We start from the raw sequence: 20,648 nt of genomic DNA, 5'->3' as shown, positions 1-20,648 counted from the left end.
GGTTAAACCGGCGTTAGCGCACCCAGGTTTCCCAAAGCACCATCAGGATCGTCATGAGCGCGGGGCCGATAAACAGGCCTAAAAGCCCGAAGGTCTCCGCTCCGCCAAGGATTCCGATGAGAACGAGCAGAAAATGCAGGCGGGTCGAACCGCTGATCAGCGCGGGACGTACAAAGTGCTCGGCCGCGAAGACCACAACGACGCCGGTCACTGCGACGCAGATAGCGGCCGCGGTCGAGCCGTTGACGAACAACCAGGCTGCAGCACCGAGAAACACAATTGGGGCGCAGAGAGGCAACATCGCGGCGAACGCGGTGATCATTCCGAGGAGCGTTGCGTGCGGTACGCCCGCGAAGAAATAGGCAATCCCCAACAACACGCCTTCGCCGATACCCACCACTACCAGTCCGACCACCGTACTGCGTGCCGAGCGCGCCATACGTTGAAGCAAGGATGCACCTTCGCCTCCGAAGGCCCGGCGTGACGCGGCGGTTAATTGAGCTCCCAGCTTCGGACCAGCCGTGAGCATCGCGAACAATGCCATCAGCAGGAAACCCAGGGTGATTACCGCATGCGCGGCCCGCGCGCCAAGTGCACCTGTGACCGAAATGGCCTGCGCACCATGCATACCATGCGCGGCGATCAGCGAAGCAAGCGGTGACGAGGATAGCGGAACAGCCAGATTGTGCTGCCACCAGCTCGCAATCTGCACCGCGCCGAACGGCAAATGTCCAATCAGATCCGGAACCGGAATCCCGGTGCGCATGATCCCAACAACCCATTGTCTCGCCGAATCCGCTTCCGCGATGCCCTGGGCCGCGAGCATCAACAAAGGCACAATGAACACAATGCTGATCAATGAAGTCAGCACGAGCGCGAGCAACACAGGCCGGTCGCGAAACGGGCGTCTTTGCTCAAGCCACTGCAGCATTGGCCACACCGAGATAGCGATGACGGCTGCCCACGCTATGGCAGGCACAAACTCGCGAGCGGTCCAAAGCGCAACCAGTAGTAGCGCAGCATAAAGCGCAGCGGAAGCCCAACGCCGGCCTGTCAGGGCCGTGGAATACGCTTCAGGGTTGTCGGCAGGTCGGGTATTCATGAGAGGCGTCGCTCCGTCGTCTGTGCGTGTTAGATTTGCGATCTGTCCGGTCCGGGCCTATCCACAGCCCGTCTGGCGGACGACCAGGCCGCAAAGTGTACGGGGCAAGAATGCGGAGCGCATGATGCAGTTGCATCACCCCGCCTGATGCAACTGCATCTCCCGAAGGCGTTCTTAACGACGGCAAACTGCCAGCAGTACAGATCCACCCACATAAAGTGGGTCAAAACCAGGACAACCATGGCAATCCAGGCGACCGATCCCGATAGTTCAGGCGCTATAAGCGTCGAGGATGAAAACGTATTGCGCGCACAGACGGACCGGCGCCAGTTACATCAGATCATTGCCGGCCTGACGGAAGGGGTGATTCTCGTCGAGCCAGACCAGACAATCGTCTGGGCCAACCAGGCCGCTCTGGAGATGCACGGAGCCTCAGAGCTGGCCGAACTCGGTGCCGATGTTTCCGAATACCGTGAGCGATATCGACTGCGGTACCGCAACAATCATCCGGTGCAACCGGGCAACTACCCTATCGACCGCGTTGTCGCCGGCGAATGCTTTAACGACGTGGTCGTAGAGGTCTACGCGGCCAACGACGAGACGCGGGTCTGGGTACATCGCGTGCGTAGCCTGGTGTTGACCAATGCACGCGACGAGCCCGACTGTCTCGCGCTGATCCTGCATGACGCGAGCGAGTGGGCAAGCGCGGAAAAGCGCTTCGAAAAAACATTCAATGCGAATCCTGCACCCGCACTCATCTGCCGCCTCGACGACCATCGGTATATTAAGGTCAACCAAGGCTTCCTGGAGATGACGGGTTACGTACGTGAAGATGTAATAGGACGCTCGGTTTATGAGGTCGATGTATTCGAAGGGGCCGAGCGGCGTGACTTCGCGATCGAGCGTCTGGCCGAAGGTGCGACCATTCCACAGACCGAAGCGAACCTGCGCTTGCCCGGGGGCGGCACGAAGTTTGTAGTGGTCGCAGGGCAACCCATCGAGATAGGTGAAGAGGCATGCATGCTCTTCACCTTCATGGACCTCGAACCGCGCAAACGCGCTGAAAGTGCGTTGCGGCAGAGTGAAGAGCGCTTCGAGAAATCGTTCCGCATGACGCCGGTACCGACCGTCCTGTATGCAGCCGACACTTTACTCACACTGGACATCAACGACGCATTCAGCAATACCACCGGCTTTACCACCGAGGAAATCCTTGGCAAGTCGCTCAAGGACGTGAGCCTGTGGGCGGTAGGCGCTGCGGATCGGGTCCATGGCATGCTCACGGAATCGGGAAGCCTTCGCAACGTTGAGTTCCAGATTAACGGGAAGGACAATGAGGTACTCGATTGCCTTGTCTCGGCCGAGACTTTCACCATTCACGGCAGCGAATGCGTCCTGATGTCGCTACTCGACATCACCGACCGAAAACGCTCGGAGATGGAGCTGGTCTCGGCCATTGAAACCGTCATGCAGGACGCGTCCTGGTTCAGCAGGACCCTGATCGAGAAGCTCGCCAATGTCCGGCACGCCAACTCACCTGATGCAGGCGCATTGCTGTCTGACCTCACGCCGCGCGAACGTGATGTGTTCGAATGCCTGTGCCGCGGTCTGGCTGATAAGGAGATCGCGCGCGAGCTCGGTTTAGCGGCAGCAACCGTGCGCAATCACGTGTCGACGATCTATGCGAAACTGGACGTTCACAGTCGCAGCGAGGCCATCATCTGGGCACAGTCGCGTGGCCACTTCGGCATGAAACCAGCTGATGCACCAGGGCGAAGCGGGCAAGGCAACCGTTGATGCATCACGATTTGATGCCGAAGAGCCAATGTATCCCTTGCAAATGCATCAGCTCATCCAGTGCATTTGCCTCTGCCGACCTTATCCGAAGCCAGCAATACTGTTGATACGGCCAGACGGCGCAGTGCCCCTGGTACGTCGCTCTCAACCCACTCAGTTCGGAGGATGTATGAACGACAATCGTATCGAAGGTACCGCAAAGCAGATCAAGGGTTCAGTCAAGGAAGCCATCGGCAAGGTGACGGGTGACAAGGCCACCCAGATCGAGGGCGCAGCCGAGAAATTGGAAGGCAAGGTTCAGGCGAACGTCGGCAAGGCAACCGACGCGGTCAAGGATCGAATCAAGAAGTAACAATAGTGGCATGAGGGCGGTCTGAGCGATCGCCCTCACCAATGCCAGATTGATCTTCCTGCAGGCAGGACACACATCCTCGAAGCGTCATTTAATGGTGCGTTTGCCTCAGCATCGCCGTATCGTAACCGAGCGCCGCAACCCGCCTCACCAGTTCAGCACGTAGTATCGGGTCGGGGTGTTCGGCACGCGTGAGAATCCAAAGATAGCGGCCAGTGGGCTCGCCGACGATCGACCAGCTATAGTCGTCCGCATGGTCGAGCACCCAGTAATTCCCCATATAAAACGGTCCGAAGAACGATACCTTGAGTTTGGCATTTGCCGAATCCGGCACGATCTTCGCACGTCCTTCTGAAACACGTAGAGGTCCGCCTACACCGCCGTCGTGGCAACGGTTCGTCACGGCGATCAGCCCATCGCTGCGTTTGGCGTACTCGGCGGTGACGCTCTCGCAGCCCTTCTCGAAGCGGTTCTCATAGCGGGCAAATTCATACCACCGGCCAGTGTAGCGATCCAGATCAACTGGCTTCGCGGGCTGCGGCACCTGCGCATTGCCACTCTTGCCGCCGGTAAGCGACGCGCACGCGGCCAACAGTCCAAGCGCCGCGACAGCGAGCACCGTTGCAGCGAGACCCATTGGGCGCCGCTGCTTTGGTCGCGTCGGCGAGTTTTGATGTCGCATTTCTGGTTGCATCGGAATGGTTGGCTCGGGTTTGTGTCGGGTCATGTTCATGTATACCGGCGCGCGCGCCGCGTCAATCGAAGGAAGTTTTTAGTGCACACTGTAGCCGCGCGATTCGCCTCGAGGATCCAGCGATTGCGCACATATTTTCGCATCGGTGCGCACGGCGTTAATGTCACCGGCTTTCGGCCCAGATGAATAGTCAGCGGTCGACGTGGGAGCGGTCGTGCCTTCGAGCTGTACTTTGAGAAGATTCAGTGCTCGCCGTATCCACGACTTCGCGGTCCCGACAGGAACGTTCAGTGTACAGGCAACTTCGGCATGGCTTTGCCCGCGAAAATAGGCGAGCGCAATTGCCTGACGCTGCATCGGGTTGAGCTGCTGAAGCGTCGCGCAAAGGTGCGCGATATCGGTTGTCCGCTGCAACACCGCGTCAGGCCAGTCGTTCTCAAACTCGCTATCCGCCTCGAAATCCCCCGGCAGTTCATCCATCGACGGCAGCCGGCGCAAGTGATCAAGTGCCTGGTTTCTGACGATCGTCGCCATCCAGGTCATCGCCGACGACCGATCCGGGTCATATGAGCGGGCGAACCGCCATATCTTGATGAAACCGTCTTGCAGAACGTCCTCCGCCCATTCCCGCTTTCTCGTGACACGCATCGCAACGCCGAGCAGCGCCGGCGCGCAGAGGCGATAGAGCTCCCCAAGTGCTTCAACATCCCGTTGCGCCACGTGCGCCAGCAAGCTGGCGACATCTGTCTGCCCGCACTTCCGGGGGGGATACACTGCATCTCCTACGTTTGAATTGCGATTCTGCATCAAGAAACTCTCCGTAAGCATCATCATGCTGCGCGGCGCCTCTGATCAGCACGTCTCGCACCTCGAGCGGCATGCGACCGCTGCCGCATCTGGCTGAATCAGGCGCTACCGTATAGCAGTCAGCAGACTTAACGCGCCGACCGTCGTCAATACAATACGCATGCGCACATACCACCCGGGCAATGCGTTGCGACGCCCCGCTCCGCGCCTCTGGAACCGCATGTCCACCAGCAGGCAAACCATCAATATCGCAGCCAGCGCGCCCAGCGCAGCGCGGGTATCGATTGCCAGCACCACCCACGCCGCCACCGCGGGAACCACGCTCCAGCCCAGGGCCGCGTTCGAACGCGCCTGCGGCGCCGTAGCGCCCAGCCATAAGCCCCAATGCACAGCGCCGACGAACGACACGATGCAGGCGCCATAGGCAAGGAGCGCGTGTCGCAGGAAGGCCTCATGTGCACCGAAGGTGTTCACGAGAAATGCGAGCACCACGAACGGAATCAATCCTGCATAGCCGAGCGCCCTTGGCAGGCCGATTGAGATTTCAGTATCAGGCGTCATCCTGTCGCCTCCCGGCAACGAGCCGACGCGACGGCCCGCGCCCCAATGGTTCGAATGTTTCGCATAGCCGGAGCAGAACCGTTCCCGTCTGGGTCGTCGCTAGCACTGTCCATGCCGGACATCGATGCGCGCGCAGCTAGTTTCTTCCTGGCAGAAGACTCAGGAATTCACGACGCAACGCCGCATCTTTGAGAAAGGAGCCACGCATCACGCTATTGACCATCTTTGCACCGTCATCCCTCGTGCCGCGCCAGTGCATGCAGAAATGGTCTGCCTCTAGAACCACCGCCAGGCCGTCCGGCACAATCCGGTTCTCAAGCAGGTCGGCGACCTGTTTGATCGCCTCCTCCTGAATCTGCGGTCGGCTCATGACCCAGTTGACCAGCCGTCCATATTTTGAAAGACCGATCAGGTTCGAGCACTCGTTGGGCATCACGCCGATCCAGACACGGCCCATGATTGGGCAGAGGTGGTGCGAACAGGCGCTGCGTACGCGCAACGGGCCGACGATCATCAATTCATCGAGATGCTCGACGTTCGGAAACTCGGTTACGGCGGGCGCGGGTTCATAGCGTCCTGAGAACACCTCACGCATGAACATCCTGGCGAGGCGTTTGGCCGTATCTCTCGTGTTGTGGTCGGCGTCGACATCGATCACGAGAGAACGCAGCATGTGTTCGAGCTGCTCGGCCACTTCGGCCTGCAGTCCATCAACCTCGCCTTCACGCAGATAATCGGCAATGTTGTCGTTCGCGTGAAAGCGCACGCCGGCGCGGCGCAGCCGCTGACGAATCCGTTGCGACAGTGGGACGCCGACGTCGGGATCGATCCGCTGTGGAAGTTCCTGCAATCCGGTTTCCATACGTCACTTACCCCGTGGTTTGATCAGGCCAGCTGTGCATCGAACTGCAGCGTGCCCAGATATATGCGCAAGCCAGCTATGGCAGCGAATGCCTGATGGCGCGTTGTGTGTGAGCGGGTCAGTCATCGCGGCCCTCCTGCAGAAGGCCTTCTTCGTGTGCGATTTGCGAGAGCGCCGACTCGAACATCGCGAGCGCGCGGTTCGCGACGTCGCCCAGATTCCGGTGTAGCAACATGTCTGCGACTGAGCGCGATCCGCATTCATCGCTGTACTTCTCGAACGCAGAAAGCTTCATGATCAGTTCGGCCAGGTGCCGCGGACACTCGCACGCAATGGTCGACGAGCGCGCCGCCATCGCGGCCAGCGTCTGGTCGTCGAAGCGGCGCGCCGCACGCAGCCATAGGCTGTCCCGCGCCGCGTCGCCCCAGCCTCGGGCCGTCCGGGCCAGTTCTTCGAGCACCTGCCGCAACTCGATGCGGCTGTCGGGTTCACGGTAGAGCCGCGCGCCCGACAGCCGCAGCATCTGGATGGCCCGGCCCGTGCCAAACCCGTAGGCCACTGCGATCGCTCTCGCCTGATACGCTTCGCCCAGACTCAGGACTTGCGAGGCCACGTCCTCGTGAAGCGACGTAACTGACACCACGAGAACGTCTGCCCGCTCGGTGGCCGGATGCAAGCACGCCTCTTCCAGGCTCGCAAAGCACGCCATATTGGCCACGCCTGCTTCAGCAGGGTCGAAATTTTCCGTCTCGATGCGCTGCACAAGTGCGTCGCCGATTACAGCGAGGGTTATGCCGACGGCCAGCGGCGCCGGCCCCGAGGCTATCTGGACGAACTCCCTGTCGCGGCGACCTAGCGCAAGCTGTTCGAGCTGCGTCCGATCAAGCTTCGCGATCGTGCCAATCGGATGACCGCGCTGCACAAGAGCCTTGAGCAACGCCAACCGGCGCACGTCATCTTCCGAATAACGGCGCTGCCCCGATTCGCTCTTTGGTGGCGCCACGACGCCGTAGCGGCGCTCCCAGATACGCAGCGTGGTAACGGGCATGTTTGCCAGCCGCGCCGCGTCGCCGCTCCGGTATCGCTTTTGAGTCCCGTCATCTATCGCCGACGCCACTGCAGCTCCTCTTTTCTGACATCCGTCTCAGAATGATAGACGGTATATGAGTCATTTTGAATTGTTTTTTAAAAATACCGAGTCAACGAAACGATATCTTCGATTCGATTCGATACAGTGACGCCAGTTTCGATTGCCGAATCCGGACCGTTTTCGAGACATTACGAATTTGCTGAAAACGGCCCACACATTGCGTGTCATCGAGGCTGGCATGGCTAGCCCCCTCGCGCGACCGCACTGCGCGATGCTCGGTGCGCGGTTACCGTATTCGACAGGAGCCAACGGCCAGCCGGGCGGATGAGCACCCGCCAAGACGTCCACTGGCAGTGCGACCATGGAGCGCAATACTTCACCGCCCGCGACCCGTGGTTCCGCGCGGAGGTCGCCCGCTGGATACACGCAGGCGCGGCGGCGATGTGGGAGCCGCGCCTCGCCGTGTTCGACGGTACGATCCACCCGGTCTACTCTGCGCGAACGGAAAAGCTTGAGCGCCTCGTTGGCACGCCGTCCATGACTTCACCAGCCGATCTGCTGGCGTCCTCGCTAACAGTCAGGACGCAGAGCAACATCGTGGAGTTGCGTCGTCAGGCGAGTCGCTGGCAACTCAGTATTGGACCAACCCGGGGTCGCGCAGTCTGAAGCCATGTCGCTGGCCGCGCGGCTCGCAGCGGGCAGCGCTCATCCGGTCAGTCGGGCAATGACGCGCTACGCTGAATCAGACCACGCAGTGACCGCTGCGGATGAGATCGAAATCGCGCCGTTCGAACGCGCGCTCGAACGCAGGGGTCTGGGCATCATCGCCCAGACGCTCAAGGGCGCCGCAGTGCTTGGCCGCGCCGAATGGTTGCAGGAACATGTGAACGGTCATGTTCAGGCACCCGAGACGATCGACGGGCCATGTGTCGGGCTAGCCCTCGACGGCAAACTGCTCGCCTGGTTCGGTTTTGCCGATGCGCTTCGTGCCGAAGCTGCTGATGCGCTGGCCGAGTTGCGCGTGCTAGGGCTCGTGCGGCAAATCTTGCTAACGGGTGACCGCGAGGCAGTGGCGCGCAAGATGGCGGCGCAAGTGGGCGTCGACACGGTCGTTGCGCAAGCGCTACCGCACGACAAACTCGACTATGTGATGTATGAACTCGAAGCGGGCCGCCACCCGCTGGTGGTCGGCGACGGTCTAAACGAGGTGCTCGCCATCAAAGCCGGTGCGACCAGTATTGCCATGGGAGAACGGGGTATCGATATCGCAGTGGCATCGGCGGACATCGTGCTGCTCGGCGACGATTTGCGCCGCATTCCCACCTGCATCCGCCTCGGGAGACGCTGCCGGCACACCGCAACAGTCAACGCAGCGATTGGACTGGTGTGGACGGTGGCAATCATCGCGCTTGCTGCGCTTGGCGTGCTAGGCGCTTTGTGGGTTGCTGTCATGCACAACGTCGGCACGTTTGTCGTCATCGCCAATGCGGGGCGTCTGTTGCGTATCGACGAAGCGGCAGAGATCCGAAAAGCAAGTGAATAGCACTGAGAACGCAGTCTTAAATTGTTCGCCAACATTCATATGTTTCGCGCGGCGGACGACCCGCTCGTCCTGCCCATACGGCAGTAAGCTTAAAACTATCCGCAATGGAGATTACGATGCACAGGCGAAATTTTGTACGGACAGGAAGCGCCGCGCTCGCTGTTGCTGCTCTGGCGTTCGGGGGTTGGACGGCCACGGCGCCTCAGGCGACCGCGAGCGAAACTAATGAGGCAAAGCGGCGGTCAATTGATGCAAAGGTGCGGGGCACGATATCGCGGCTCTATTCAACCGTTAAGGGTTCGCGCGAACTTGTCGCCAAAGCGAATGGCGTGCTCGTGTTTCCGTCGGTGCTGCAAGCAGGTTTCGTCGTGGGCGGACAATACGGCGAGGGTGCGTTGCGCGTAGGCGGGAAGTCGGTCGGGTACTACAGCACGGTATCTGGATCCTTCGGATTTCAGGCGGGTGCCCAATCAAAGGCCATCATTTTTCTGTTTATGACGCATGACGCGCTGGAAAGCTTTCGCGACTCAAAGGGCTGGTCAGCAGGTGGAGAGGGATCGGTAGCGCTTGTTAAGGTCGGTGCGAACGGGGCCGTCGATACAACCACGGCGACTGCACCGGTAGAGGTCTTTGTGCTGACGAACGCCGGTCTGATGGGCGATGTTTCGCTGTCGGGTACCAAGGTGTCGCGTTTAAACATCTAGTGGTTGATTCCAGCCGGCCCGCATGGCTTCACGTGGGCGCCCACTGGCGCTGCCGGGTGCCCCCTTCGAAGCTATAGATGGGGCCCGCAATAAGGTGACGTTGCTGAGACTGTTCTTGGGCACGACTCTGCCGAAGCATGACCGGCTCATATTGCCGCTACCGGTTGTCGACAATTTGTGCGCCTGCATCGAACGCGTCAAAGCGTACAACGCATTCAAGATGTCAACGTTGCGTCGAAAAGGTGTCAATGCGAGACTTTGGGCGCCTCCACAGACATACTCAGTACGGGTTTGCCGGGCGCCAAATAAAGCCGTCACCTCGCCCGTGAGATGCGACCTACGGCTCGCCGCTGCAGACCAACAGTAGTCAAAGTATATTGCGGCCAACGTATGCCGATCGCATTGGACAGCACGTGGCCACATGCAGCCGTTTGCCTTTTACGTCCGCCGGTCGTTCGACTGTCGGATTCGGGAGGAGGCCACGGACGTCACTGCCCCAGTTCGAAACAGGTGTTATGTCAAGCCCTCCCTATCCCCTGCCCGGCCAACCTCCGCGCGCCATGTGCCCCCCAAACCATTGCGCGGCGGCGCGTCTGTATTGGCCAGGTGTGCGCCGCCCGCGTTGTCGAGCATTGGTAGAACGAGCGGTATCGGATCACCCATGTTAATCGCGGCGACGTTGCCGACGAAACGTGATTGCGATTCTTACGGCGGAGGATGTCGGAGCAGATCCAGCTTTTCCTGTAATTCGCTGACTACGGCTGGCGAACCAAGGCCCGTTTTTTCGTCCGTATGAACGAGCACATCGCGGTTTGTATCCGACCAGCCGGCATCATCATCATCTATCGCCAGCCAACGTGTCGGGCGCGGACGCGAGCGCGCCATCCATTCCAGTATCTGATAGAAGCGGGGCTTCGCCAGGAACTCCGACTTCATCATTTGGCTGTGCCAAGTCGAGCCGATTACCCTGTTACGCAGACCCGGCGGTAGCTCATTGCGCGCTCGGGTGAAGCCCCGGTGAACACACCAACTGGTACTCAGCACAATCCGTATCTCGGGATACGGCACGAGTAACGCTTCAAGTGTTGGTGTCCACATGAACAGATGGCCCGGTTCTACAAGGGTCGGCCGCCCTCTCTTCAGGATGACTGGTCCCGGGTGCAGCACCCCGTCAAAGTCGAGAAAGAGGACGCTCACAAACGGGCCGCTCCGTGGGCCTCACATAGCCGGTTGAAACCTCGTCGAGTGGTTGCCTCCTTCCCGCAAATAGCACACAACCGCCCGCTTTCTTCCTCGGCCTCAGCAATGAGGCTGTCGATGCGAGGGTCGTCACCAGAAAAGTAGATGCACAAGACACCATACTTTTCCTTGATGTCCCGCAACTGGGGCAGACTTCCGACGGACGCCCCGCAAGCTTGCTGTGCTTTTGCGAACTGCTCAAGTTCCACGCATACGCGATTGATGAGATCGAACCAGCCGTTTGGGCAACCCACGCCAATTCGCTGCGAGAAAATCAACGGATACGACCGGTGGAGGAACTGGATCTGTTGCAGGGTCACGTTTGCCTCACTCTCTGAAAGTGGAGACTGGTATCGATCAGGCAGTCCTGCAAGCGCATATGGTGTGCTCGGACGCCCGATCCGCGGATTGATACTGACGTGAATTAGTTTCCTCCTCTATCCAGGGAATATGGCTCACGCTATACATGCGGTGTGACTTTATTCGACACAACGTGCTAGCGCCGTGTCTCACGTACATTGATGCACGGGAACCCAAACGATTCATCTGCCGGGTCTGCGTCGAGCAAAAATGCTCGTCCTACCCCAACCTCCCCCGATATTCTTCCGAACGCACCGTATCCGATTCGAGTTGATCAGATCTCAGAAACCTCTTTTACAAACCTGCCCTGTGTCAGCTCTCGAATCAATTCTCCGGCTTTGCACGTACGCCCCGTCACCGCGACCGGCAATTCCAAAACACGCGGGATAATCACCGCACCAATCAAGGCTGTCTCAGTACGGCCATGGGCCACGAAAAGTTCGAGGCCATCCTGGAGCGTAAATGGAGGTTCAAGGGTGCCACCGGCAGCTCGTTCCCGTTGTATATGCGTAACGCAGTCCACGTACATGCCAACATATTGGGCTGCGCAAATCGACCTCGGCGGCTCGCGGCCATCGTGGACCAGCGGCAACGGTGCATCGCGGATCAAGGCGTCATGCACCCGCGCGTAAATGCTGTACCACTCTCCTTCGACCCGTCGCCTTAGCAGGCAGTATGCCGCCAATGGCGTGGGCAGCATCCTGACTTCGTCTTCGCTTGTGTATTTGTGGCTCGAAGGCCAAAAGCGTGAAAGAGACGCTGTTGTCAGCCATCGACGCAAACGCCGTAGCACCGTCCGATAGACAGTGAGCGGTATCGTCGCCCGTTCGCTCCATCGTGATCTGTATTGATACGAGGCGCGCTGCCGCGGGACGAGGTTAAGTCGCCATCGTATCGCGAGAACAGGACAGCCTCTCGAACAGGTACATCCGTCCGGCAGAGCACAAAGCTCGTTGGCCAATCCTTGAAGTAGCGGTCGCGAGAGCGGCCGACGGAGTAACAAATCCCGGTTCTGCCTTGTGAACAAATGAAGTGCCTTCAACGGCTTCTCAGCGCTTTTTGCCCATTGATCGAGATAGCGGAAAGCTGAAGACAGTTGATCCGAGTGTTCGCGAAATTCCGTATGCGACGCCAAAGTCGTGGGCGCCCCTGCCAGAAACGCTCCGCACTTGGTACATCTAAACGGCATCTCGAACAGATCGCGGCTGACTCGATAATTGCCCACGACGCGGGCGCACTGCTGACAGAGCGTGGTCAGTGGCGTTGCATGGAGGGGGCAGCACAGCAGCGGTTCGAACTGGTACCAATAGCTGTGGTAGGCGCCTTCCAGACAGATCGGGCAGAATCGAAAACGATTCGAAAGCCACACATTTTGCGCTGGCTCCAAAGCTCCGAGCATATTGACTTCATCGTCTGCGGGAACTCCCCATCCGGTCGCGGTAAAGACACGTTTGCCGTTGATCCAACCCAACTGAAGGAATACGTCCCGAGCCCTCCCATGCCGGTGCCCGCAACATAGCGACCGAATGTCTTCAGGGCTCAAGACACTGCGCCACCCAAGGCGCATCAAGGCCGATGCCGCCGACTCGTAGGGCAACGGACTGAACGCTCGGCCCAAAAAAGCTCGTGATGCGGCCTCAGGTCTTAACGCTCTCGGTGCCATCTGTTGCTCCGCCAGGCTGCGCCAATGCGTCGCGCCAAATCGCACGCCCCACTGCCGCCATCCATGCGTCGGACGGTAGCTTCGGCGTGCGCGCGTCTGCGCCAGCGTTATCTGTTAAAAACTCCTTGATTGCTCTAAACGCGACTCGTGCCGAAACGCCGTCGCTGCGGCGTGACTGACGCTTTGCGCGCGTTAGCGCATTCCATAGCGCTTCCGCTTCATGTTCCAGGCGAAAGCCAGAGGCATACGCAATCGGAAAGAAAAACTCCGTCCACCGAACCTTTGGGCTTTCGAGAAAGACTTCGCTATCGATGGCTCGAAGGACCCAACGAATGTCGGCAACATTTTGAAACGAGCGGAGACGGAAGACCCGATGGGAGAATCGGTCGATCAAAGACTTTTCCCGGGCTCCGCCCAAATTCTTGATCGAGTCCTTGAATGCAGGCTCCTCCCCCATGAGAATACCAATCAGATGGATGCCCTCCCGGGCCAGATCGTTATAGACGTCTTTCAGAAACCGAAAATCACTCAAGTGCATTTCCTGGGCCTCGTCGACCAGTAAGACGGCCTGTTTGAATGGCGATCGTCCAGCATCATCCACAATTGTGGTTACGAGTCGCAGCCTGAGTTCATAGGTTTCGCCTTTGCGATTTGGTTGGTTTACCGTGGCCAGAAAATGCTGAAAAAATCCGCGGACAGATGTTACATCGTGGTGGTGAGCATTGTGTGTGTACACAACAATGCCGGGGAAGTCGCGCGCCAGTTGCTGCCTTATGATGTCGAGCGCGAAAGACTTACCTACACCGCTCATTGCGGACACTGAGCAACCAGATTCACGCAACAGCACCATACGTCGCATGTCCTGATAAAGCTCCTGGATGGGGGGAGTGGGAAGCGACACAGACAGCGCTATAAGCGGATGCATCGGGTAAAGCTCAGCGCGTCGCCCTATCCAGTCGGGAAACGGCTGCGAATTCAGATCATCGGACATACTGGAGCGCGGCGTCGAGTCCGTTTGGGAGGCGTCATTGATCATCTGAATCATCCTTCCAAACGGGCTTCATCGTCTCAACGGACGTCAATCCGAACACGTCCGGAATTTCCGAATTGCCCCAAGATCTTGCTGGCTCTGGATCGGGAAGGTCGCCGGTGTCTACCGGTATTGAAGTCGCAGTTTTGCCTGACTTGGCCTTACTCCGTTTCGCGAGGGCAAGAGCGTTTCCCGCAGATGACCTGCGCCCTCGGCGCGAGACTTTCCTTGTCAACATTTCTTCTTTCTTTTCCGTCGCCCAATGGCCGAGAGGATCAGAACGGCGGTCTGAGTCCTCTGCTGGCGTTGCCCTGTTGATAATTTTTCGTTCCTGGTAGGTATGTGGCCAATTGGACCATCGCTTTTCGGCTCGCAGAAAACCAAGTATTTCGCCGGTGTCTATGACGACGGCGAATGCTACTCGTGCATCCCTTCTGCTGATCCTTACCAACACCCGCTTCCCTACCAGTTCGTATTTCTGCGATAGGAGATCATTGCGGTACCTGCAACGATCAGCTCTGACATAAGGTTGGTCATTTTTTGAGATGTCTCCGCGCACGAAGCATTCAACTTCATGCCATAGCAACCGACAATTTTGCGATGTGTCTCGAGGGACAGGCTGGGGCAGCCATGGGTGTTCAGGGTGACCTACCACGCTAATCAGTGTTCGGATCGGCGACGCCCCGTGCAGGTGTTCGGTAGACGCCAGATTGTGGTCTCTGACGCAGCCGTAAATAATCGCCACCAGTTCGTCGAGATGAATCCGAAAGTATTCCGCCTTTCCGATAGGGTCTGCTCGCGTAGTATCGGCGGGTCCAGATCCGAAAGTCGACGGTAGCCTTTTCAAACCGGCATCGGTCAGCTTACCGAAGATCCTCTCGATCAAACTCCTGAGCCACCAGGCCCGAACCGGGCCAAAATTTATTGCACAGCCAATTACATCCATTACGATATTCACCACATCAGTCGCGGAATTGCTCCACGCATTGTCAACCCTCAAAACAGGGAAGGCCTGCCCCGCCAGCTCCGGAACCAAGTCATGTACGAGAATCTTGCCATCCGGCGTGAACTTCATTCGAAGGTCATCTGGGCCGCATTCCCACGGGGTTATCGCACTTTCCAGCGTCTCAAGCGTGCTATCGGCGCTGGGATTTCTATCCAATGCAATGCAAACACCGCAGATCCCGGCGGTAAATTCGTCCACGAGCATGCCGAAAAACCACCGTGCAACGGGATAGTCATGGTCTACGAAATTTTTATCTGTAATACTAATTATCGAGGCTGCGTCTACTTTATGGAAATCAAGCTGCATCATTGAGTAAGGGCGGCGGGCCTCCATCAGGCTGCGATACCCACGACCCAGATTCCTGCGTCTTGCGGCGTCCTCGCCTGATCGGGCCCAGACCCACCTTTCCAGGTGCGCATCTCTGATACTCATACAGTGGCGGTGGAGAGTGCGTTTAGCCTGATCTTTCCGTTGGAACGGCCATTCGTCGCTTCTCACGCCAACCCTTTTTAAATACGCGAGGAAGTACTTGTGTGCGCGAGAGAACTGGATCCGGGCCTCGGGTATCTGTTCATGCATCGGTTTCTTCAGAATGAGACGTTCGATACTCTCTTCGAGCTCGGGGAATCGCCGGAACATCATCCCCAACGCGCCCGCATCTCCGAAAGGCTGTCCGTGGGGCCGCTGATTAAGCGGTGCTTTTCGAATATATCCATTGACGCGGGTCCCAGGTACAAGAGCACGAAAACCGAAAATCTGCCCGTCGTCCGCAGGCTGAAGACAGCGGCGGATCAATCGACCGACCTCCTCCCGCGATTTCCCAGTTTGCTTGCGTATCTCGTCGTGCGGACGGCCATCGAGATACATCAGGATGGCTTCCCTCCGCGTTTCGTATAGCCGCCTTGCTGTCCCCATGAGAGAAGCATCTGGCTGGGGCCATGTCTGCGGGTCTTTCAAACGCGGCGGTACTAGATATCGGGGGCTGCCAGAGCTCATGTCGGCCTCCGCGACAGTAGCGACGCCCGACGGAAATATTCCATCTCGAGATTGGCATTCAGTTCGCCTGCCTGCAGCAGCCTGGCCACGACTGCCAACATCAGCGCAGGGTCGATAGCGCTGTCCGACATCAGTTCGCCTAATGTACACTGATCGCGCAACACCAGCCGCTCTCGTAGAACCTCCGCTTCGCGATACGTTGCGCACCCACGTGCGCGTGTTATGGCGGCGCAAAGATGGAGCCAGTTGTCAAAAAGAATGTCCTTTCCAACCAGATCACGCTCGGTAAGCACTCTGTAAATCACGCCAACGGTGCTGGCTGCCGTAGCTTGAGCATTAAGTTGCTCCCGCGCCCTCCCTTTTCGGGAGGGTCCCGCATCTCGTGCGCGCTTGAATTCCCACCACTCATCCCGTCCGCTCTCAAAATGCACAATGGCATCCAGCGTGGTTTGATACGGCTCTCCGTTCGCCACACTCAGAATGGGCGCCGGTGTGGGATCGTACCCAAGCACGCTTGTGTCGCCCTCAAGCAACACGAGATGCATGAAAGCGACGTCGCCGAGGACAGTAAATCGTTTATTAATTTTGGGCGAATCAAACACCCAGATATTCGATTGATGCCTTTTCCGCTTTCGGATCGTCGGAGTTACCGATATCCGATGCCGCCGTAGATCCAGCGACGATTCGATCGCAGCAATGTCCATGCGTTTCTCCAAACGAAGAAATCGATGGCGCCCTGCTCTAGGCGCCATCATCCAGCGCTGGACGCGAAGAATCCCCTTGACTTTGGTTGAAGTTCGAACCAAAATCAAAATGACGTCCTAAGCGTTGAGGTTGGGCAAAAGCGCTGTTCGCGCAGCGCTTTTTGCGTGAGTTCAAGTTCCGTTCATTCGGACCCTCTCAATTCCCGTAATAAAATCCTATAGCAATCGTCTAGGTTGAGCGGATGGCGCCGCCCAACCGTTGGTGCATTGGATTCGACAATCGCAGATTAGCGCATTCATAGAAGAATCCAAGCGAATAATTTGTCATTCGCTTTATTTTTATATTTCATCCTCGCTTCCACCCCTTATTTTATATTGCATCGATCCGTTGCAGGTCCGGCAATTTTGACGTCCCTTCATTTGCAACATACAACGAATTTTATAAGTACATTGCAATATCAGCGTGATATCGTTGCACGATTTTTTGATTCGGCGATACACCTATTTTTCGATGTATCAGAGTTGCTTTTTATTAAATAAAATATATTCTAAGTTTTAATCACCTCCCTCGTGGAACAAGAACGTCTGCGTATTTGCATGATCTCGCCACCCCATCGGGCGTCTTTCGTACGACTTTCAGATGACACATCCAGACATCGAACTTATTGCTCGATGGACCGCGCCTAAGGAAGTTCGCTCGGCGGGTACTGCCAAGTTGTACGGGCTCCACGGCCGCCGGTTTCTTGCATGGCTGGTACAGCGGAAAGGCTCAGCCGCGCGCCTTTCGGACGCGATCGAAGCCGACGCAATCACTTACAAGGGTTATCTTTTCGATCCCCAGCCTGCCATTCCATCAGAGATCTACCAGCAGTTCGGGTTTACAAGTCCGCCTCACAAAGGCGGTCTTAAGCCTGTGTCAGTAAAAAATGCGCTGACCATACTGAATGTGATGTATGGCGCGCTAGCCCAGATGACGAGAGACGCATCGGATAGCACCGCCTTCGGGAATCCTTTCTGCAAAGTAACAAAGGGCGGCGCACCCCCGATCCAGCGACCATTGGAGCGGGTGCTAACGGCGGCCCAATGGCATGCGGTACTTCGTGCGGTCGATTCGTGGCCAAGCGAAAAAGTGGCGATACGTGCCCACTGGCTCTTCCTGTTGGCTTACTACTCGTTTTTGCACCGTGAAGAAATCGCCCAATTGAAAATGGGTGACTTCCGCCGATTGTCCTCGGGAAGCTGGGTCATCGAACTTCCCGACCCGTGCTATGGACGTGCACGGATCGCGATTCCTCCAAACCTCTTGATAGCGCTTCAGGAGTATCGCGTCGCCAACGGGTTGCCTCGATTCCCAGCGGAAGAAGATTCGACGCCCGCGATCATTCCGCTGCGCGCCGGTCACGCCAGCAGCCATGGATCGGCCATATATAAGGCATTCAAACAGCTGTTCGCAGAAGCGGCTGCATTCGCCCCAGAGCATGCACAAACGTTTTCGAGGGCCTCGCCTGAATGGATTCGCCATACAGGGATCGCAGAAGCGCTAAACAAATATTCGATCGCGGAGCGTTACGTCTGGCGCCAAGCGCGCCTGGCACGGTACCAGGTCGGTGGATACGTAGCTGACGACGATGAACTGGCGCTAGCGTTTAGGGACATGGGGCCGCCGGACGAGCCTGTCTCTTAGGATATCAAGAAGCCGTTCAGAGCGCCCATATCTCCGTCATGCTGCATTCTCTTTTGGAAATTACCACTGCCTAGAAATTGGGAGGTGGGAGCTCCGGTAAGCGGGGAGTCGTCATTGGCGTAGGAAAATGCCCCATAAATTGGGCATAAGGTCGGTCAATGCGCAGTTTATGGGGCACCGGGGAATCGTCACGTCACTACTTTCATCTCACTCTGCGATAGCCCTTTCTAACTTAGATACTTGTGGGACGGAAAAGTATCGTTGCAGAAGCTTATCTGCGACACGGTATTCGGCCCTCTTCTCGATCCGCGTGACCAGATCTCTCGCTAAGACGAGATAGTCCAACATTGTGTCCTCTCCGGTACGCACTTTCTTCCAAATTTTTCCCTGTTCTCTTGAGCATTCGTTTGCGTCCTTTCACTTCTTGGAAGCACTTTTTCTGACGGTCCGTAAGTGAAGTAATGCCATGCCGCCCGCGGCGCCAGTTTCGGGTCGGCCCTTTTACCGCAAGGCACACAGACAGATCAATCTGCGTATGCAATCGTGTCCGAGCACTACGGCAGCTTCATCGGGCGCTTTGCCTCCTTCGCGTTGTCCGAGTCACCTGCTATGCGCATGAGAGTCGCACCGTGTCGCGGATATCGCGCCTGGGCATGCACGGTGAGTAACGTAGGCAAGCGTGACGGCAGGACGGCTGAGATGGTCCTTTTGCATGCCTACGCCGTCCGGGACGCACGGCATCAAGTTCACCGCCGATCTGAAGAAGCGATTCCCAACCGAGGCTGCGTCACATGCGGGCTAGACAGTAGCGAGCCGGAACACGCCGACCACGGAGCGCAGGCGCCCGGCTTGTTCGTCGAGCGACGAAGCCGCTGCAGCAGCTTGCTCCACCAGAGCCGCATTCTGTTGCGTGACTTCATCCATCTGCGACACGGCCCGGCTGATTTGCTCGATACCGGTGCTTTGCTCGTCTGATGCGGCCGAAATCTCGCCCATGATATCGGTGACCCGGTCAATCGATTGCACGATCTCAGTCATGCGCTCACCGGCCGCCTCGACGAGCCGCGTACCATCGGTGACACTCGCAACGGATACCTGAATCAGGCTCTTGATGTCCTTGGCTGCCACGGCACTACGTTGCGCAAGCGCACGCACTTCACCTGCCACTACCGCGAAACCGCGGCCTTCCTCGCCGGCCCTTGCGGCTTCGACGGCCGCATTGAGCGCGAGGATATTGGTCTGAAACGCAATCGCTTCGATCACGGTCGTGATCTCAGCGATCTTGTCTGACTCGCCCGCGATCTGGCGTATCGTGCCGATCGCGTCCTTCACTGCCGCGCTCCCTCGCGCAGTCGCTGCAGTCGCCTGGCAGGCGAGCGCGTTGGCTTGCCGCGCATTGTCTGCATTCTGTTTGACGGTGGCCGTGATCTGCTCCATGCTGGCCGCTGTTTCTTCCAGTGATGCCGCCTGCTCTTCGGTCCGTTGCGACAGATCAAGATTGCCTTGCGCGATTTCACCGGAACCCGTCGCAATCGAATAACTCGCGGACTGAATTTCTGCAACTATCACGGCCAGCTTCGATTTCATGTCGTTTAGCGCAACGAGCAAGCTGCCCGGGTGCGCGTGACGCGTCTGCACTTCGATGTCGAGATTGCCGCTCGCGATTTGCGACGCGATCTGGGCGGCATAGGCTGGCTCGCCGCCCAGCGCCCGCGTGACGCTACGTGTTACCGCCCACGCGAGCAGGCCGACGGTTGCAAAAATGAGTGCTGCAATGGAGCCGAGCAGCGTCGCGAGCTTGTTGAAGGCCGCATTGATGTCATCGTAGAAAAACCCGGTTCCGATCCACCAATCCCAGTCCGGAATGGCCACGACGCCCTGCAGTTTCGGTACGGCTTCCGCGTCCGGGGTGCGCTTCACGAGCACGTCAACGAGAGCAATATGCGAAGCCGCCATGCCTGGCGATAGGCCTCGCTATCTGTCAGCCCCGAGGTGGTTTTATTGCCCTTTGCCTTTGTGCCGATGAATCGGGCAACTGGATGTACGAGGTTGACCCCTTCCGAAGTGGTAACCCAATAATAGCTTTGGGTATTGGCATTGAGTTGCGCAATCGCATCCTTGGCGGACTGTTGCGCCTGATCGCGAGTCATAACGCCACTCGCCTGTAAATCACGGTAATGGCTGACCAGATGTTCGGCCTTTGTCAGAAGAATGACGATCTGCTCGCGTCGGCTATCGACCAGCGAGCCGCGCAAGATCTGAACCGCTGTCACAGCCAGGACCGCAACGCCGAGCAACGCAGCGATCACCAGCACCAATAGCTTTGTAGAAAGTTTCACGCCGGTGCCCTTTAATGTTAACCATTTGGTACATTTATCGGCAGGATGGGAGTACTTCTTCAGGCATCAAAGCCCAGGACAAACCCTGTCAGGCAATGACTACATCGGACTTGGT

The 20,648-nt window shown here is 57.9% G+C and carries 18 protein-coding genes and 1 pseudogene; 6 read left to right on the top strand and 13 right to left on the bottom strand.

All coding sequences use genetic code 11. The features are described 5' to 3' along the window. Positions 1-13: 13 nt before the first annotated feature. Positions 14-1,102: an AI-2E family transporter gene (locus P3T17_RS27650; RefSeq protein ID WP_429409619.1), complete on the bottom strand. Its 1,089-nt coding sequence runs from the start codon at positions 1,100-1,102 to the stop codon at positions 14-16. Between the two features lie 240 nt (positions 1,103-1,342). Between P3T17_RS27650 and P3T17_RS27645 the strand changes: the two genes are divergently transcribed. Both P3T17_RS27645 and P3T17_RS27640 read left to right on the top strand, forming a co-directional pair. Further along, positions 1,343-2,899 carry a PAS domain S-box protein gene (locus P3T17_RS27645; RefSeq protein WP_429409674.1) on the top strand — a complete coding sequence of 519 codons (1,557 nt, stop codon included), beginning with the start codon at positions 1,343-1,345 and terminating at the stop codon, positions 2,897-2,899. A 169-nt stretch (positions 2,900-3,068) separates the two neighbouring features. Next, positions 3,069-3,251, top strand: coding sequence for a CsbD family protein (locus tag P3T17_RS27640; RefSeq protein ID WP_408397928.1), 183 nt, complete (start codon positions 3,069-3,071; stop codon positions 3,249-3,251). Positions 3,252-3,342: 91 nt separating this feature from the next. Here the strand turns inward: P3T17_RS27640 and P3T17_RS27635 are convergent, their stop codons facing one another. The 5 genes from P3T17_RS27635 to P3T17_RS27615 form a co-directional block, all read right to left on the bottom strand. Next, on the bottom strand, positions 3,343-3,888 hold the full coding sequence (locus tag P3T17_RS27635) for a lipocalin family protein (protein WP_429409618.1): 546 nt from the start codon (positions 3,886-3,888) through the stop codon (positions 3,343-3,345). A gap of 135 nt (positions 3,889-4,023) precedes the next feature. Continuing rightward, the gene (locus tag P3T17_RS27630; protein ID WP_429409617.1) at positions 4,024-4,779 is read right to left on the bottom strand and encodes an RNA polymerase sigma factor; all 756 of its coding nucleotides are present in this window, start codon (positions 4,777-4,779) and stop codon (positions 4,024-4,026) included. A gap of 78 nt (positions 4,780-4,857) precedes the next feature. After that, positions 4,858-5,313, bottom strand: coding sequence for a DUF3429 domain-containing protein (locus tag P3T17_RS27625; RefSeq protein ID WP_429409616.1), 456 nt, complete (start codon positions 5,311-5,313; stop codon positions 4,858-4,860). 136 nt (positions 5,314-5,449) lie between these two features. Next, on the bottom strand, positions 5,450-6,163 hold the full coding sequence (gene folE / locus P3T17_RS27620) for a GTP cyclohydrolase I (RefSeq protein ID WP_429409615.1): 714 nt from the start codon (positions 6,161-6,163) through the stop codon (positions 5,450-5,452). Positions 6,164-6,293: 130 nt separating this feature from the next. Continuing rightward, positions 6,294-7,292 (bottom strand): MerR family transcriptional regulator, encoded by a 999-nt coding sequence (locus P3T17_RS27615; protein ID WP_429409613.1) that lies wholly within the window; start codon positions 7,290-7,292, stop codon positions 6,294-6,296. Positions 7,293-7,529: 237 nt separating this feature from the next. On the opposite strand from P3T17_RS27615, the gene P3T17_RS27610 reads away from it, so the two are divergent. From P3T17_RS27610 to P3T17_RS27600, 3 genes are all read left to right on the top strand, one after another. Then, a complete protein-coding gene (locus tag P3T17_RS27610; RefSeq protein ID WP_429409673.1) occupies positions 7,530-7,931 on the top strand; it encodes an NAD(P)-binding protein in 402 nt (133 codons plus the stop codon). Then, positions 7,903-8,808 carry an HAD-IC family P-type ATPase gene (locus tag P3T17_RS27605; RefSeq protein ID WP_429409612.1) on the top strand — a complete coding sequence of 302 codons (906 nt, stop codon included), beginning with the start codon at positions 7,903-7,905 and terminating at the stop codon, positions 8,806-8,808. Before P3T17_RS27610 ends, P3T17_RS27605 begins: the two co-directional genes overlap by 29 nt. 116 nt (positions 8,809-8,924) lie before the next feature. Next, the gene (locus P3T17_RS27600; RefSeq protein WP_429409672.1) at positions 8,925-9,512 is read left to right on the top strand and encodes a BPSL1445 family SYLF domain-containing lipoprotein; all 588 of its coding nucleotides are present in this window, start codon (positions 8,925-8,927) and stop codon (positions 9,510-9,512) included. 705 nt (positions 9,513-10,217) lie between these two features. Here the strand turns inward: P3T17_RS27600 and P3T17_RS27595 are convergent. From P3T17_RS27595 to P3T17_RS27570, 6 genes are all read right to left on the bottom strand, one after another. Next, the gene (locus P3T17_RS27595; RefSeq protein ID WP_429409611.1) at positions 10,218-10,709 is read right to left on the bottom strand and encodes an HAD domain-containing protein; all 492 of its coding nucleotides are present in this window, start codon (positions 10,707-10,709) and stop codon (positions 10,218-10,220) included. Next, the gene (locus P3T17_RS27590) at positions 10,706-11,071 is read right to left on the bottom strand and encodes a hypothetical protein (RefSeq protein WP_429409610.1); all 366 of its coding nucleotides are present in this window, start codon (positions 11,069-11,071) and stop codon (positions 10,706-10,708) included. Before P3T17_RS27590 ends, P3T17_RS27595 begins: the two co-directional genes overlap by 4 nt. A 314-nt stretch (positions 11,072-11,385) precedes the next feature. Beyond that, positions 11,386-11,811: a hypothetical protein gene (locus tag P3T17_RS27585; RefSeq protein WP_429409609.1), complete on the bottom strand. Its 426-nt coding sequence runs from the start codon at positions 11,809-11,811 to the stop codon at positions 11,386-11,388. 937 nt (positions 11,812-12,748) lie between these two features. Then, positions 12,749-13,810, bottom strand: a complete 1,062-nt coding sequence (locus P3T17_RS27580; RefSeq protein ID WP_429409608.1) for an ATP-binding protein — start codon at positions 13,808-13,810, stop codon at positions 12,749-12,751. Next, positions 13,800-15,677 carry a hypothetical protein gene (locus P3T17_RS27575; protein WP_429409607.1) on the bottom strand — a complete coding sequence of 626 codons (1,878 nt, stop codon included), beginning with the start codon at positions 15,675-15,677 and terminating at the stop codon, positions 13,800-13,802. The genes P3T17_RS27580 and P3T17_RS27575 overlap by 11 nt, the downstream gene beginning before the upstream one ends. Positions 15,678-15,802: 125 nt before the next feature. Beyond that, positions 15,803-16,510, bottom strand: a complete 708-nt coding sequence (locus tag P3T17_RS27570; RefSeq protein WP_429409606.1) for a hypothetical protein — start codon at positions 16,508-16,510, stop codon at positions 15,803-15,805. Between the two features lie 640 nt (positions 16,511-17,150). Between P3T17_RS27570 and P3T17_RS27565 the strand changes: the two genes are divergently transcribed. Further along, complete coding sequence (locus tag P3T17_RS27565; RefSeq protein WP_429409605.1) at positions 17,151-18,194, top strand: hypothetical protein; 1,044 nt, start codon at positions 17,151-17,153, stop codon at positions 18,192-18,194. A 798-nt stretch (positions 18,195-18,992) separates the two neighbouring features. Here P3T17_RS27565 and P3T17_RS27560 read toward each other — a convergent pair. Then, a pseudogene (locus tag P3T17_RS27560) lies at positions 18,993-20,533 on the bottom strand (methyl-accepting chemotaxis protein). Positions 20,534-20,648: the final 115 nt, after the last annotated feature.

The organism is Paraburkholderia sp. GAS82 (assembly GCF_050436285.1).
Lineage (GTDB): Bacteria > Pseudomonadota > Gammaproteobacteria > Burkholderiales > Burkholderiaceae > Paraburkholderia > Paraburkholderia phenazinium_B.
The sequence above is the reverse complement of the archived record's forward strand: the minus strand, read 5'-3'. Positions and strand labels throughout refer to the sequence as shown.

Bases quoted from the DNA above. Each gene is read 5' to 3' on its own strand.
- P3T17_RS27580 (WP_429409608.1), bottom strand. From the start codon at position 13,810: ATGATCAATGACGCCTCCCAAACGGACTCGACGCCGCGCTCCAGTATG.
- P3T17_RS27645 (WP_429409674.1), top strand. From the start codon at position 1,343: ATGGCAATCCAGGCGACCGATCCCGATAGTTCAGGCGCTATAAGCGTC.
- P3T17_RS27585 (WP_429409609.1), bottom strand. From the start codon at position 11,811: ATGCTGCCCACGCCATTGGCGGCATACTGCCTGCTAAGGCGACGGGTC.
- P3T17_RS27625 (WP_429409616.1), bottom strand. From the start codon at position 5,313: ATGACGCCTGATACTGAAATCTCAATCGGCCTGCCAAGGGCGCTCGGC.
- P3T17_RS27640 (WP_408397928.1), top strand. From the start codon at position 3,069: ATGAACGACAATCGTATCGAAGGTACCGCAAAGCAGATCAAGGGTTCA.
- P3T17_RS27570 (WP_429409606.1), bottom strand. From the start codon at position 16,510: ATGGACATTGCTGCGATCGAATCGTCGCTGGATCTACGGCGGCATCGG.
- P3T17_RS27635 (WP_429409618.1), bottom strand. From the start codon at position 3,888: ATGGGTCTCGCTGCAACGGTGCTCGCTGTCGCGGCGCTTGGACTGTTG.
- P3T17_RS27600 (WP_429409672.1), top strand. From the start codon at position 8,925: ATGCACAGGCGAAATTTTGTACGGACAGGAAGCGCCGCGCTCGCTGTT.
- P3T17_RS27650 (WP_429409619.1), bottom strand. From the start codon at position 1,102: ATGAATACCCGACCTGCCGACAACCCTGAAGCGTATTCCACGGCCCTG.
- P3T17_RS27565 (WP_429409605.1), top strand. From the start codon at position 17,151: ATGACACATCCAGACATCGAACTTATTGCTCGATGGACCGCGCCTAAG.
- P3T17_RS27575 (WP_429409607.1), bottom strand. From the start codon at position 15,677: ATGTATCTCGATGGCCGTCCGCACGACGAGATACGCAAGCAAACTGGG.
- P3T17_RS27630 (WP_429409617.1), bottom strand. From the start codon at position 4,779: ATGATGATGCTTACGGAGAGTTTCTTGATGCAGAATCGCAATTCAAAC.